This window comes from Microcoleus sp. FACHB-672 (assembly GCF_014695725.1).
Lineage (GTDB): Bacteria > Cyanobacteriota > Cyanobacteriia > Cyanobacteriales > Oscillatoriaceae > FACHB-68.
In genome coordinates, this window is record NZ_JACJOU010000010.1 from 1 (window position 1) to 15,086 (window position 15,086).

Annotated in this window: 9 protein-coding genes; all 9 read right to left on the reverse strand. The window is 49.7% G+C overall.

Annotated features, from left to right (window positions below; genetic code table 11):
- The coding region (locus H6F56_RS06180; RefSeq protein WP_190665994.1) for an FG-GAP-like repeat-containing protein at positions 1-3,223 on the reverse strand (3,223 nt) is incomplete at its 3' end.
- 185 nt (positions 3,224-3,408) lie between these two features.
- On the reverse strand, positions 3,409-3,714 hold the full coding sequence (locus H6F56_RS06185; protein ID WP_309236453.1) for a sulfotransferase: 306 nt from the start codon (positions 3,712-3,714) through the stop codon (positions 3,409-3,411).
- Between the two features lie 142 nt (positions 3,715-3,856).
- Positions 3,857-4,018, reverse strand: a complete 162-nt coding sequence (locus H6F56_RS06190) for a hypothetical protein (protein ID WP_190665995.1) — start codon at positions 4,016-4,018, stop codon at positions 3,857-3,859.
- Positions 4,019-4,200: 182 nt separating this feature from the next.
- The gene (locus H6F56_RS26755; protein WP_309236457.1) at positions 4,201-5,238 is read right to left on the reverse strand and encodes a calcium-binding protein; all 1,038 of its coding nucleotides are present in this window, start codon (positions 5,236-5,238) and stop codon (positions 4,201-4,203) included.
- A complete protein-coding gene (locus H6F56_RS27020; protein ID WP_305076115.1) occupies positions 5,183-9,637 on the reverse strand; it encodes a DUF4347 domain-containing protein in 4,455 nt (1,484 codons plus the stop codon). The genes H6F56_RS26755 and H6F56_RS27020 overlap by 56 nt, the downstream gene beginning before the upstream one ends.
- A 189-nt stretch (positions 9,638-9,826) precedes the next feature.
- Positions 9,827-10,384 carry a sulfotransferase gene (locus H6F56_RS26170; protein WP_309236458.1) on the reverse strand — a complete coding sequence of 186 codons (558 nt, stop codon included), beginning with the start codon at positions 10,382-10,384 and terminating at the stop codon, positions 9,827-9,829.
- 34 nt (positions 10,385-10,418) lie between these two features.
- Positions 10,419-10,685, reverse strand: a complete 267-nt coding sequence (locus tag H6F56_RS26175; protein WP_242031887.1) for a sulfotransferase — start codon at positions 10,683-10,685, stop codon at positions 10,419-10,421.
- Positions 10,686-11,317: 632 nt separating this feature from the next.
- Positions 11,318-11,641: a hypothetical protein gene (locus tag H6F56_RS06215; protein WP_190665997.1), complete on the reverse strand. Its 324-nt coding sequence runs from the start codon at positions 11,639-11,641 to the stop codon at positions 11,318-11,320.
- A 251-nt stretch (positions 11,642-11,892) separates the two neighbouring features.
- Positions 11,893-15,054 (reverse strand): DUF4347 domain-containing protein, encoded by a 3,162-nt coding sequence (locus tag H6F56_RS06220; protein WP_190665998.1) that lies wholly within the window; start codon positions 15,052-15,054, stop codon positions 11,893-11,895.
- Between the last annotated feature and the right edge of the window lie 32 nt (positions 15,055-15,086).

Here is a 15,086-nt window from a genome sequence, read left to right on the forward strand (position 1 = left end):
TATTGCCAATCAGGATATCATCGTCTTTGCCACCGTGGAGGGTATCATTCCCATCACCACCATCGAGGAGATCATTGCCCACATTGCCGTTGAGGTAGTCGTTGCCATCACCGGCAACAATAGTATCGTTGCCGAGATCACCCAGCAGCAGATCCGCCCCTAGGTTTCCAATAATGAGATCGTTATCTTTGCCCCCAAAAATGGTGTCATCACCTAAGCCACCATCCAGGGTGTCATTATCGGCATTGCCATTGATATAGTCATTGCCGGCACCGCCAGTAACCGTGTCATTTCCCTGTTCACCAAACAGTAAATCATCTCCATCTTGTCCTAAGACAACATCATTGTCTTTACCGGCAAAGATTACGTCAATATCATTGCCGCCATCGATATAATCAGTGCCGGCATTTCCAAATAAAATATCAATTCCGTCACCGCCAATGAGATTATCATTAGCGCCACTGCCGAATAGCCAATCATCGCCGGCAAAGCCATCAATTACTTCGGCTGCATTTGTGCCGATGATTGTATCATCCTCTTCACCCCCATTCAGAGTAGATTCAACTTGATTGACATTGGGAATGATGGGGATGCCAAGTGCAAGATTTCCTAGATCTGCAATGCCGAGACTTGGTGTTGCTGTAGGTGCCGGCGTTGGGTTAGGAGCGGGTGCCGGCGTTGGTGTTGGTGTTGGATTAGGTATTGGTGTTGGGTTGGGTGTGGGTGCCGGTGTGGGTGCCGGCGTTGGTGTTGGGTTAGGTGTGGGTGCCGGCGTTGGTGTTGGGTTAGGTGTAGGAGTGGGTGTGGTAGCACTCACCGCCAAGTTAAAGCGCTCACTATTACTCGCACCGGCACTATCTTTAGCCGTTACCAAAATATCAAACGTCGCCGCCGTCCCTTCTGGTGGCGTCCCTGAAATCGTGCGTGTTTGTGCCTCGAAACTTAACCATGCCGGTAAGGGACTACCATCCGCTAGCGTCAACGTATAAGTCAGCGCATTGCCATCCGCATCAACAAACGTATTTTCCGCGAAGGTATAGCTAAAGAGCGTTCCCGCCGTTGCCTGAGTATCTGAAATTGGTGTTGATACTGTTGGGACAGTATTTTCCGTTTCGTTAACGGTTAAAGTAAACACATCGCTGACAGAAGCCTCGGCGTCTGATGCGGTTACTTTAATATTAATTGCGCCTAAATTATCCGCTGCCGGTGTTCCTGAAAACGTGCGCGTTGTTGAGTTAAAGGTTAACCAGCTTGGCAAAATTGAGCCATTTTCTAAGCTAGCGCTGTAAGTTAGGTTATCACCATTAGCATCAATGAAAGTATTGTCTGCAACCGTAAAATTAAAGCCAATATTTTGTGTTGCACTTTGGTCATTAATCACCGTTGATAATGTAGGTGAATCGTTAGTGGCTGGGATATCCGCTATGGTGAGTGTGGCGCTACGATTAGGTGCTGCGCCTAGATTATAAGCAGCACCGTCGGTGAGGGTGACGGTAACGGTTTCGTCTGGATCAATAATCCCATCATCAGTGACAACAACATTAATGGTGGCAGTGGTTTCCCCAGCGGCAAAGGTTACAGTTCCTGGTAAAGCAGTATAATCGGTGCCATTGGTCGCTGTACCCCCTACTGTGTAAGCAACTGTGATGCCACCATCCGTTGCCGGTGAGGTGAGGGTGAGGGTAAAGGTGCCGACGGTTCCCGCTTCTGTTGGAGAAGTGCCGGCACTAATGCTGAGGGTGAGGGCGTCGTTTTGGTAGTAGTGAATTATGCCATCCCCTGCCCCAACAAAGGCGTCTAAATCGCCGTCGCCGTCAATATCGGCAAAGGTGGGGGACGCCAAACCCCCCACATCCGTGAGATTGAAGGGGTTGGTTTGGGGGGCGGCAAAGGCTGGGGCGCTGGCGGTGCCAGTATTCTGGTAGTAGTACGTGTTGCCGTCATCTGCCCCAACAAAGGCGTCTAAATCGCCGTCGCCGTCGATATCGGCAAAGGTCGGGGACGCATAACGCCCCACACTGGTGAGGTTGAAGGGGTTGGTTTGGGGGGCGGCAAAGGCTGGGGCACTGGCGGTGCCGATATTCTGGTAGTAGTACGTGTTGCCGTCACCTGCCCCAACAAAGGCGTCTAAATCGCCGTCGCCGTCAATATCAGCTAAGGTGGGGGACGCATTAGACCCCACAGGGGTGAGGTTGAAGGCGTTGGCTTGAGGGTTCGCAAAGGCTGGGGCGCTGGCAGTGCCGGTATTCTGATAGTAGTACGTGTCGCCGTAAAGTGCCCCAACAAAGGCGTCTAAATCGCCGTCGCCGTCAATATCGCCTAAGGTGGGGGACGCATTAGACCCCACATGGGTGAGGTTGAAGGGGTTGGTTTGGGGGGCGGCAAAAGCTGGGGCGCTGGCGGTGCCGGTATTCTGGTAGTAGTACGTGTTGCCGTCATCTGTCCCAACAAAGGCGTCTAAATCGCCGTCGCCGTCAATATCGGCTAAGGTGGGGGCGGCGTAAAACCCCACATCTGTGAGGTTGAAGGGGTTGGTTAGGTGAGCAGCAAAGGCTGGGGCGCTGGCGGTGCCGATATTCTGAGAGTAGTACGTGTTGCCCTCACGTTCCCCAACAAAGGCATCTAAATCGCCGTCGCCGTCAATATCGGCTAAGGTGGGGGACGCATTAGACCCCACATTGGTGAGGTTGAAGGGGTTGATTTGAGGGTTCGCAAAGGCTGGGGCGCTGGCGGTGCCGATATTCTGAGAGTAGTACGTGTTGCCGTAAGCGTCCCCAACAAAGGCGTCTAAATCGCCGTCACCGTCAATATCGCCTAAGGTGGGGGAAGCCCATTGCCCCACATTGGTGAGGTTGAAGGGGTTGATTTGGGGGTTCGCAAAGGCTGGGGCGCTGGCGGTGCCGGTATTCTGGTAGTAGTACGTGTTGCCGTCACTTGCCCCAACAAAGGCGTCTAAATCGTCGTCGCCGTCAATATCGCCTAAGGTGGGGGACCCACAATACCCCTCATTGGTGAGGTTGAAGGGGTTGATTTGGGGGTTCGCAAAGGCTGGGGCGCTGGCGGTGCCGGTATTCTGGTAGTAGTACGTGTTGCCGTCACTTGCCCCAACAAAGGCGTCTAAATCGTCGTCGCCGTCAATATCGCCTAAGGTGGGGGTGCTCCAATACCCCACATCCGTGAGGTTGAAGGGGTTGGTGAAGGTTTGTTGGGTGAAATTTGCCATTTTTAGTTTCTCCTCATTTTGTTATCAGTCATGGGTCAAGTCTGATTGCAGACTTTCTTTGCTAGACCTCGGCTATTTTTCTGTGCCGGCCTCTCTGTGTTTAAACTTACTTAACTGAGTGCCGAGCTTCACTGCAAAAAGTTAAATAAGGCTCGATTCGGCGTTGGGAAAATTTCCGCATTGCTTCATTCTCCCAAGCAATAGAAAATCAGCGCTTGTTTTTGTTCTGGCGAGATAAAAACAGAATATTCATTGTTTTCGCTTATGGCTTCCAGCATCCGCTCAACTAATGCCTCCACAGGAGAAGTCATGCCGGCGTGAAAACGGGGGTTTTGCCGCAATATTGCCGAGAGTAATGTGGAACCCGAACGCGGTAGTCCAGAAATAAAGTGAATTTGATTCAGCATCATATAAAACAAAAATGAGTAACTTGAACAGATGCGAGCCGCCTCAAGAATCGCTACAGTTAAAGCTTTATGAACTTTCCACACCGGCAAAATTAAGTGTGAAGAATAATTAACAATTTGTCACCCCTGCAATCTAGATACTCGTGTTAAGGCGCTCTGCTGTATCAAAAAGCCTTAATAGCTGGGTGAATATCTGCTCAAATGCAGATAAGTATCTGTTTGGGTTTCATCCCAGTAAAAAGAGTCGGTTAGATTGATGGGTGGTGAAGGCTATGCGAATTCCCTGCCTGTGCAACCCGTAAAGAATAAAATGACGCGAACAAGGCTGGAGAAGTTTCTGAGGTTGAGTTGGGTAGCTGTACCACTGAAGAAAATCTCCATAACGCATGACACCATTTTTGACAGGCCAACAGTCTCTACTCTAACTAACAAAAACCTGGCTGCCTATACTTGATTATTTTTAATAACAGTGCATAAATTTATTTTTGCTTCTATTCTTTTGTGGAGTCGGCGCTCAATATAAAAGGGTGCGTGAGTCACGCACCCGACTCCTGTTGATTTTGATGTCAATTAGATTGTGGCGAAATCACTTGCAGTAATTAAGTTAGGTTGCACACTGGCTAGGGTAGCGAGAAGTTCATCACCGGCACTGATTAAAGTGGTGTTATTACCAGCAATAATGGTGAGGTTCTCGAAGGTTAAACCGACAGTTAAACCCAGCAAATCTTCACCATCCGTGAAATCGGCAATCGTATCACTGCCGGCACCGACTTTCAGGACAAAGAGATCACTGCCGGCACCACCGATTAAGCTGTCATTCCCCAAATCCCCACCGAGGATATCATTACCATCGCCGCCGATGAGCGTATCATCATCCTTACCACCATGGAGGGTATCATTCCCATCACCGCCCTCCAAAAGATCTGCACCTGCGTTGCCGTAGAGTGCATCATTGCCGGCATCCCCGCTTAGCGTATCATTGCCGGTATTTCCTAACAGGATATCATCGTCTTTGCCGCCGTGGAGGGTATCATTCCCATCACCACCATCGAGGATGTCATTGCCCACATTGCCGTTGAGATAGTCGTTACCATCACCGCCAACTATCGTATCGTTGCCGAGATCTCCGAGCAGCAGATCCTCGCCTAGGTTTCCAATAATCAGATCATGATCTTTGCCGCCATTGATTGTGTCATTACCATTACCCCCATCCAGGGTGTCATTATCGGCATTACCATTAATATAGTCATTGCCGGCACCGCCAGTAACCGTGTCTTTTCCCTGTTCACCAAACAGGAAATCATCCCCATCTTGTCCTAAGACAACATCATTGTCTTTACCGGCAAGGATCGTGTCAATATCACTGCCGCCATCGATATAATCAGCGCCGGCATTTCCAAATAAAATATCAATTCCGTCACCGCCGATGAGATTGTCATTAGCGCCACTGCCAAAGATCCAATCATCGCCGGCAAAGCCATAAATGACTTCGGCTGCATTTGTGCCGGTGATTGTATCATTCTCTTCGCCGCCATTAAGGCTAGATTCAACTTCATTGATATTGGGAATGATGGGGATGCCAAGTGCAAGATTTCCTAGATCCGCAATGCCGGGTGTTGCTGTGGGTGCCGGTGTGGGTGTTGGGTGCCGGTGTGGGTGTTGGGTTAGGTGTGGGTGTTGGGTTAGGTGTTGGATCACTCACCGCCAAGTTAAAGCGCTCACCGACACTCGCACCGGCAGTATCTTTAGCCGTCACCAAAATATCAAACGTCGATGCCGTCCCTTCTGGGGGTGTCCCGGAGAGAGTGCGTGTTTGCAGATCGAAACTCAACCATGCCGGCAGTGCAGTGCCATCCGGCAGCGTCACCGTAGAAGTCAGCGCATCGCCATCGGCATCAACAAACGTATTGTCCGCGAAGATATAGCTAAAAAGTGTTCCCGCCGTCGCCTGGGTATCTGAAATTGGCGTTGATACTGTAGGCGCAATATTCTCCGTTTCGTTAACGGTTAAAGTAAACACATCGCTGACACTTGCCACTGCGTCAGATGCGGTTACTTTAATATTAATTGCGCCTAAATCATTGGGTACCGGCTTTCCTGAAAATGTGCGCGTTGTTGAGTTAAAGGTTAACCAACTTGGCAAAGCACCGCCATTTTCCAAACTGGCACTGTAAGTAGTGTCGCCATCAACCTCGATGAAAGTATTCTGAGGAACGGTAAAATTAAAGTCGGCATTTTGCACCGCACTTTGGTCGTTAATGACTGTTGATAACGTTGGTGAATCGTTAACGGCTGCGATATTCAAGCTAACCGTGTAACCTGTCGTTGTATAAGCCGATTCATCTGAACCATTCCAGTTAAAGGTAGCAATTCCATTGAAATTGGCATTCGGTGTAAAGAGCAGGTTATTGAGTTCAGCAAACGCAATTTCTTGGTTAATCGTTACCTCATTGCCGGCTAAACTTAGCGTGCCATTTTGAGGCACCGAGGTGAGCTGAATTTTGGCTAAATTCTCCCCATCTATTTCATCAAAGGTGCTGCTGAAGTCAGTGGCAGAAAATTCAAGATTCGTGTCTTCATCGCCTTGTTTAACCACTGTATTAACAGTGATGAGGCCGAAAACGTCCTCATTATCTGCGGCGACGCCAGAGGTTGTGAGGTCGGTGTTGGCGTTGTTGGCAGCATCATTGCCGCTGAAGTTGGGAAGTCCACCTACGACATTGACGGTGGGAAGGCTAGAAGGCATCCCCTGGTTGTTGCCGTTGGGGTTAGTCGTGGAGTGCAGGGCAAAAATGGACCCACCTTTCCCTTGGCCGGGGTTCGCGCCGGTGCCGCCAGTGGCGGTGTTGTTGGTGAAGATTGTGTTGTTAAGGTTTAACGTGCCGGTGCGAATAAAGATCGCTCCCCCGAAGCCGGCACCGCCGCCGCCAAAGCCACCTTCGGTGTAGCCAACCAAAGTAGGCGGCCATTTGGTATACCATCCGTTAGTACCACCCAAGCCGCCGTCGCCGCCGCCAAAACCCCCCAAGCCGCCAAAACCCCCCAAGCCGCCAAACATACCGCCGCTCCAGCCGCCGGCACCACCGCCACCGCCAAAGCCACCAAAACCGCCAAAACCGCCATCTCCATTAGTGCCGAACCCGTTACCAGCAATCAAAGGGTCGACCCAGCTACCGCCGCCAAAGCCGCTACTACTACCATCGCCGCCACCACCACCAAAGCCGCCAAAGCCGCCACTACCGCCATTACCGCCATCACCTGAAAAGCCTAAATAACCGTTAACGCTACCGCCTTTGCCCCCTTCGCCGCCTATCCCGCCGCCAGCAAACAAGCCACCACTGCCACCAGAACTGCCAGGGCTACCATCGCCGGCAGTGCCGCCATGATCGACACTGATGCCATCGCTGCCGGCGGTGCCGTTGCTGCCGCCGCTGCCACCAAAGAACCCGCCACTGCCGCCCCCATTGCCGTCGCCATTGCCAGCAAAGCCGCCGCCGCCATAGTTACCATAGTTTTTGCTCTCACCGCCATTGCCTCCAAGTGCAGAGTTGTTGGAGAAGCTGACATTACTGAGCGTCACCGTTCCGTCATAAATGAAGAGTCCGCCCCCCATACCGGCAGCACCACCACCGCCATTTCCGCCTTGCGCTCGGCCCCCCGTAATACTCATATTGGAGAAACTGACAACCCCCGACTTGACAAAGAAGGGGCGCACATCACCGGCATCATTCATCCCGTTATTATTGATATCCCCACTAGCAGTGCAATGATTGCCAATAATGTTGATATTGCTGTCAATTGCGATTTGCGGATTGGCCGTGAGTCTGACTTTGTCGTACAGAGTAATTGTGTCATCGCCTGCCGTGTTGTTTGCCTGCAAAATCGCCCAGCTTAAGGTGCCGGCTGTGTTGCCGGTTCCGTCGTCAGTCTCAACTGTGACATCAAAGTCCGTTGCTGAGTTAATCACATCAACGGCTAGATTAACTGTTGCGCCGGCAATGGCATAATCCATGCCATCAAACCCATTCCACCCAAAGCTGATAATGCCTGAGAAATCGGCATTGGGTGTGAAGGCAAGGTTCGCTAAATCAGCGGGATCAATTTCTTGATTTGCCATGACAGCTACCCCGTTTAAGGTCAGACTTCCATTACCGGGAACTGAGGTGATTTTAATCTTGCCCAGAGGTTGGTTCTCTAAATCCTCAAAGGCGCTTTCAAAGTCGGTTGCCGAAAAAGTAATGACGGTGCCGGCACTTCCTGTTTTTCTGACTGTACTAACAATCGGCAACTCATTTGTCGCGTTCATCACCCCGTAAACGTCCTTGTTATCTAGCGCGACGCCAGGGATCGTGGGGTTAACGTTAGCAGTGTCAGCCTTGTCGGCAGCGTCATTACCGCTGAAGTTGGGTAGTCCATCGACTGCCGTGACGATAGGGAGGCTAGACGGCATCCCCTGGTTGTTGCCGTTGGTGTTGGTTGTGGACTGCATGGCAAAAATGGCCCCACCTTTACCTTCGCCAGGAGTTGCCCATGTGCCGGCGATGGCAGTGTTGCTGGTGTTGCCTTCACCCCCGATGGCACTGTTGTTGTTGAAGGTTGTGCCTTTGAGGTTTAATGTGCCGGTGCGAATAAAGATCGCTCCCCCCAAGCCGCCTCCACCGCCGCCCGTGCTGGCTGCTGAGTAGGTGTAGTCACCGCTATTGCCGCCGAAACTGCCTCCATAGCCGTCGCCGCCACCGCCGCTACCGCCGCCACCGTAGCCGCCACCGCCGAAGCCGCCACCGCCGAAGCCGCCGCCGCCGAAGCCGCCGTCGCCCCCCAGGGCGTCATCCCCACCACCGCCGCCGCCGAAGCCTCCATAGCCGAGGAAAAAGCCGCCACCGCCGAAGCCGCCGCTGTAGCTGCCGCTGCCGTAGTGGAAAACGGAAATGCCGGCGTAGCCTCCATAGTTGCCACTGCCGCCGTAGCCACCGCTGTAGCTGATTGCGGAGCCAAACAGACCACCGCCGCCCCCCATGTCGGCAGCATTTCCAAACATCCCTCCACCGCCGCCGACGCCACTGCCGCCGTTGCCACCGATAGCCGTGTTACCACTGAAGGTGATGTTGTTCAGGCTGACACTGCCGGCATAGATGAACAAACCGCCCCCCATGCCGGCACCGCCACCATTGCCATTTCCCCCCTGCGCCCGTCCACCAGAAATGGTTAAGTTGGAGAAGTTGACTGTGCCTGACTTGATGAAGAAGGGACGCACGTCACCGGCATCGTTCGTGTTATTGCCGTTAACATCCCCACTGACGGTGAAATTATTGCCAATAATGTCTATATTGCTATTAATCAGCGTCAGGGGAATTGCTGTAAACCGGACGTTGGTTTGCAGGGTAATTGTGTCATCCCCTGCGATGCTATTCGCTTGCTTAATGGCGTAACTCAACGTGCCGGCGGTGTTGCCAATTCCGTCGTCAGTCGCAACCGTGACATCAAAGTTTGCCAGGACATACTCATAATCTTCAATCGCTTCGGCAGAGAAGGGAGTTGCCGTTTCAATGTTGCCAGATGCGATTTCTAAATCCCAATCTGCCCCAAGTGCGCTGCTGCCGGTTTTGTTATCAGATGCAGCAATATCTGCGCCAGTGATTTCGCTCAGACGTGCAATAAAAGACGGGTCAGCCGCTACATCGCACCCGTACAATAAAATGTCGGCAGTTTCACCCAAATTTATTCGCCACTGCTGCAATAAATTTGAATAGCTTTCTAAGTTTTCACGGTTGAGTTGGGTTGCTCCGAGTTTTAAACTGCCCGGACTCCCGTGTGAAATAATATGAACCGCGCTCAGATTGGAAGTGCCGGTGATAATTTCGTTAATTTGCTCGACGCCATCTTGGGTTCCATCAAGGATGACTACTTGTGTACTTGCGGCAATGCCGGCGAGCAGTTGTTGATAATTTTCAACCGTTGGATCGACAATAATGATTTGCGGCTGTCCCAGGTTTGTTTCGGTATTCATAGTATTGGCTCTTTTCCTTAGAGTTAATTGAATTCCTGCGATGCTTTGCTGTATTAAAAATGGTTTAACTCCAGAAGCGTTAAATTGGCTTGTTTCCTAGCTCAAAAACTGTGCCTCTGGTAGTAAAACTCAGGATTTTTATCTACTATACAAAGCTTTGACAAACTTAATCCGTCTGTGGATTGAAGCTTAGGGAGTTTGGGGTGCATTTGCTTTGAGTTTGGCTACCATAAGATTGGCTTTGCTATAGCTTGGTTCTGCCCAAAATGACAGGTTGTTAAATCGCTCAAATAAGTCAGGCGGTAGAATGGTCTGTCTCGGCTGAAATTCAACTTTTTTGCGGATACTGTGCAGCCCTCGTGTTTTGAGTTTGACATCAAATTCTGCTGCCTCATACTCGACGTTTTCATAATAATGTCCAAAATTTTCTTCCCTAATAAATTGATAAATCAAGGCGATTGTTTTATCGGGTCTTTGAGTAAATAGCTCGTAATCAATCAGCAGCAGCCGATGCGAATGTTCGCTATAAAATGCTTCTTTGAGGGCAGTATAAGCAAAACCTACCAATCTGCCACCTTGAGTTAAGGCTTCAGTTCTGCTATAAACGGTTGCCCGTTCTGTCGCGTTGCAAAATAACCCAGAAACATCAAAAGCATTTTGGCGAATTAATCGCTCAATGCTGTCCATCACCCAAGCGATATTTCTGACGCAGCAAATAATTTTAGCATCAGGAAATAATTCCGCAATTAAGCTTAATTTCGCGCACTAAAGTCGGTTGGTATCAAATGGTATCAAAAATAACGCCTTGCTCTGCTTGGGGTTGGTAGTAAGCTGAAAAAATGCTTAATATTAAGGCTTGTTTTTGTTCTGGCGAGATAAAAACAGAATATTCATTATTTTCACTCATGGCTTCCAGCATCCGTTCAACTAATCCCCCAACGGGAGAAGTCATACCGGCGTGAAACCGGGGATTTTGTCGCAGAATTGCAGAGAGTAATGTGGAACCCGAACGCGGTAGTCCAGAAATAAAGTGAATTTTATTAAGCATAGTATAAAATACGAAAGAGCAACTTAAACACGGCCTTAACAATCGCCAGAGTTAAAGCTTTGTAAACTTTAATCACCAGCAAAATTAAGTGTTAAGAATGAGCAACAATTGCCCACATACGATCTAGGTGATCAGCTTAAGGCGTTCTGCTAGGGCAAAAAGCCTTAATAGCCAGGTGAATATCCGCTCAAATGCAGATAACTATCCGTTTGATTTCATCAAGTAAAAATAGCCCGGCGGATTGATAAGTAGTGAAGGAAGGCTAATTTTCTGGCAACGCAACCCGTCTTGAAAATGACGGAAACAAGTAATTTTCAAGGCTGGAGAGGATTATGAAGCTGAGTTCGGTTCTGTAGCATTGAAAGAATTTCCAGAAGATGTGGCACGATTTTGACACGCCTACAATTTCTACTGTAACTAATAAAAATCTGTCTGTGTAGAGGTAATTATTATTATTAAATAAAATAAATATAAGTTAAAGTTTGTGCTTTTCGTTCTGTTGTAAAGCCGGCACTCAATATTATAGGGTGCGTGAGCCACGCACCCTACTCCACTTGTAGCAGCAAACTTCTCAAGCCCAACCGTCTTATACCTTTTGCCTTACATCTGAGCAAGGCAGAGGAAATGTGCAACTACACTTGAACAAAATCATTGACAGTGATCAAGCTGGGTTGCACGCCGATTAGTGTGACTAAAAGTTCATCACCGGCAAGAATTAAAGTGGCATTATTACCTGCAGTAATCGTGAGATTCTCAAACGTTAAACCGGCACTTAAACCCAGCAAATCTTCCCCATCCGTAAAATCGGCAATAGTATCACTGCCGGCACAAGTGGATATTGTCAGAGATGGGCTAAACGAACTTACCGAGAAATTGAGAGCGGGTGGCCAAAGCGCGTAAATATTTAAAGAGAGCAGCCTGCCGTTAAGCAGACCACTCTCCCACACAAAGGACAAAATAATGACCGACCAAGATCACCTTAAGCCTACCCGAAGCCTAACACCGCGCTCTGCCGGCTGTAAAGACGCTACGCTTCCATTAAAAACGGGGTGCCGGCGAACACCCCGAAATCGCTGAAATGATAGTTTTGAAAATTGCTTTTTGCCCTTCAAAGCTATGCACATAAAAAGCTATGGCATGACTAAAAAATCGCTTTTGAGTATTGGGGAAGGAGCTTAATTACTTTTTGAGCAAAAGGCTAGCGATTCTATGCAATAACCTGGAAGTCGCTGCTAGTTAAGGCTAAGCCTGTTGAGAGGCTGGCAATTTGTACCTGCGCGGCTGCTCCTGTACCATCTGAATCAAAGAAGAGCGCGCCGTTTGATGAGTTGTAGATGACGCGATGATTGGAATTAGTTGCCCCAACGCCAATGACAAGCTGAGAAGAGAGCAGAGATCCAGGTGTGACTCCTGTTGTGGTGGTTAAGCTGCCGCCAAAACCGCTGTCTGAAAGTACAATTCTATCTAGTTGTGCCCGATTAAAGTCGGTAATGGTATCACTACCTTCAGTGGCAGAGTTGAAGGTAAAGTAGTCTGCATCGGCACCTCCAATAAGCGAATCGCTGCCGACACCTCCAGCAAGGGTATCATTTCCTACAGCTCCAGTGAGGGTGTCATTTCCTAATAAACCCGAGAGGTAGTTATTGCCGCTATTACCCCATATTCTGTTATTCAGTGCATTGCCATAGCCATAGTAAGCACTGCCTTGAAGATAGAGATTTTCCACATTAGGGCTTAAGGTGTAGCTGGCAGAAGAGTAGATAATATCTACCCCAGCATTCAGTCCTTCAATAACCACATCAGTGGTACCGTTTACATCGTATCTGTCACTACCTAAGCCGCCTTCCATTGTATCGACGCCAGCAGCTCCCCAGAGGTAGTTATTGCCGCTATTACCCCATATTCGGTTATTCAGTGCATTGCCAAAGCCATAGTAAGCACTGCCTTGGAGATAGAGATTTTCCACATTAGGGCTTAAGGTGTAGCTGGCAGAAGAGTAGATAATATCTGTGCCAGCATTCAGTCCTTCAATAACCACTTCACTGGTGCTGTCTACATCGTATCTGTCACTACCTAAGCCGCCCTCCATTGTATCAATGCCGACAGCTCCCCAGAGGTAGTTATTGCCGCCATTACCCCATATTCTGTTATTCAGTGCATTGCCAAAGCCAGAGTAAGCACTGCCTTGAAGTTGAAGGTTTTCTACATTAGGGCTTAAGGTGTAATTAGCAGAAGAGTAGATAATATCTGTGCCAGCATTCAGTCCTTCAATAACCACTTCACTGGTGCTGTCTACAACATAAGTGTCGTTTCCACCACCACCAATGAGTGTGTCACTACCTGCACCACCGTTGAGTATATTGGCTACAGCATTACCTGTGATAGTGTTATTCAGGGTATTGCCCGTACCGTTGATGGCTGCTATTCCGGTTAAAGTTAGATTCTCTAGGTTATTTGCCAGTGTCCAAGTTATTGAGGATTGAACTGTGTCTGTCCCTTCACTCAGCGCCTCGGTAGTGATGTCGCCAGCGTTGTCTACCACATAAATATCATTGCCCAGTCCCCCAATCATGGTGTCTGCACCAATACCCCCATTGAGGGTGTCATTACCTGCGGTACCGGCGAGTATATTGTTGGCATCAATCGTTGTCGTATTAAGCAGAACAGAGACGGTATTGCCTACCCGGTTTGCCGTCGCCAAGTCGGGCCGGCCATCTCCGTTGAAGTCCCCTGAGATAACGGTTTGAGGATTACCCCCCACCGCAAAACTCGTTCCAGGTGTAAAGTTACCCGCGCCATCTCCCAATAACAAAGAGACGCTACTTGAGTCATAAGCTGACACTGCCAAGTCTAGGTTGCCATCATCGTTAAAGTCTTCCGCAGTGACGGAACGGAGATTGCTCCACGCTCCTGTCAGGGTGCTAACGCTAAAGTTGCCGGTGCCATCCCCCAAGAGGATCGAGACAGTGCTGCTATTAACAAGACCATTAAGGTTGCGGTTCGCTGTTGCCATGTCCAGGTTGTTGTCGCCGTTAAAGTCCGCCACGGCAACAGAATAGGGACGAGAGCCGACGGTAATATTGGGGGCAGCGGTAAAGTTGTTGCCGGTTCCATTGCCTAAACGAACCATGACATTGTTGGTGATTGCGTTGCCAACGCTAATGTCGGGGTTGCCATCGCCGTTGAAGTCCGCTACCGCAACTGGACGGGGACGGGGTTCAACCATTCCCGGAAGGGGAATGGTTGCGGAAGTGGTGAAATTGCCGGTGCCATTTCCTAAAAGCACGGAAAGGTTGTTGCCGACATTATTGCTGCTGACGATATCGAGATTGCCATCGCGGTTTAAATCCCCAACTGCGAGGTTGCGAGGACTATCCCCAACACCTAGGGGGGTGGGGGTGAGGGTGAAGTTGCCGGTGCCATCTCCCAACAGGATAGACAGGTTGTCAGAGGTGCGGTTCGCCGTGGCGATATCGAGGTTGTCGTCGTTGTTGAAATCAGCAACGATAATAGCCGTGGGATTCGCCCCCACAGGCAGGGCGACAGTAGAGAACGTCGTAAAGCTGCCGGTGCCATCCCCCAAAAGTACGGAAACGTTGTTTGAGGCATCATTTGCCACAGTGATGTCTAAGTTGCCGTCGCCGTTGAAGTCTCCTTTGGCGAGGTAGTAGGGTGTTGTCCCCACTGCAAAGTTAGTCGCAGGGCCGAAATTAAACACGCCTGGGTATGTTTGCAGGACTTGTGGTGTAAATGCCAGAGAAGAAGTAATTTTGCCGATTGCAAAGTCTAGTTTCCAGTCACCCCCTTTTGCTGCGCTGCCGGTTGGGTTGGTGGAGGCGGCGATTTTTGCACCTGTTAGCTGGTGCAGCCGGCACAGAAGAGAGGCTGAGGGGGTGAATTTTTTAGAGCGGCTAGATTTCTCGCCGGCTGCCACGTTGCAACCGTAAATCAGGATTTCAGCGTTATCAGTTAAGGCGGTTTTCCACTGCTGCAACAAGCCGGTGTAATTATTAAGCGTTTCCAGGTTTAATTCACTGTTGCCTAAATAAAGGCAGCCGGTAGAACCGTGAGAGACAATATGAAGATGGGAAATGAGTGAGCCTGTGAGCGCTTCAGTGATTTGCTGGATGCCATCACGGAAGGGGTCAAGAATGAGAACCTCGGCCCCTTTCTGAATGCCGGCTGCTAACAGTTCCCAAGCTTCTACTGTGGTATCAATCGCTACCAGCATCCCCCTTGCTAAGATTGCGAAGTTGCTATCGGAGTTTTTCTGAGCTATTTGGATTTCTGTGCCTGGATTGGCTTGATTTTGGCTGCAATTGGGGGTGATGTTACTGTAGCGGTTAACGGTGGCAGTTTCCATTGTCATTATTGCTTTGTTATCAATTGTTAGCGTTGGTT

What these genes read in the sequence shown, in the direction of transcription:
- H6F56_RS06220 (WP_190665998.1), bottom strand. Translation starts at nt 15,054, where the DNA reads ATGACAATGGAAACTGCCACCGTTAACCGCTACAGTAACATCACCCCC.
- H6F56_RS26175 (WP_242031887.1), bottom strand. Translation starts at nt 10,685, where the DNA reads ATGCTTAATAAAATTCACTTTATTTCTGGACTACCGCGTTCGGGTTCC.
- H6F56_RS27020 (WP_305076115.1), bottom strand. Translation starts at nt 9,637, where the DNA reads ATGAATACCGAAACAAACCTGGGACAGCCGCAAATCATTATTGTCGAT.
- H6F56_RS06190 (WP_190665995.1), bottom strand. Translation starts at nt 4,018, where the DNA reads ATGCGTTATGGAGATTTTCTTCAGTGGTACAGCTACCCAACTCAACCT.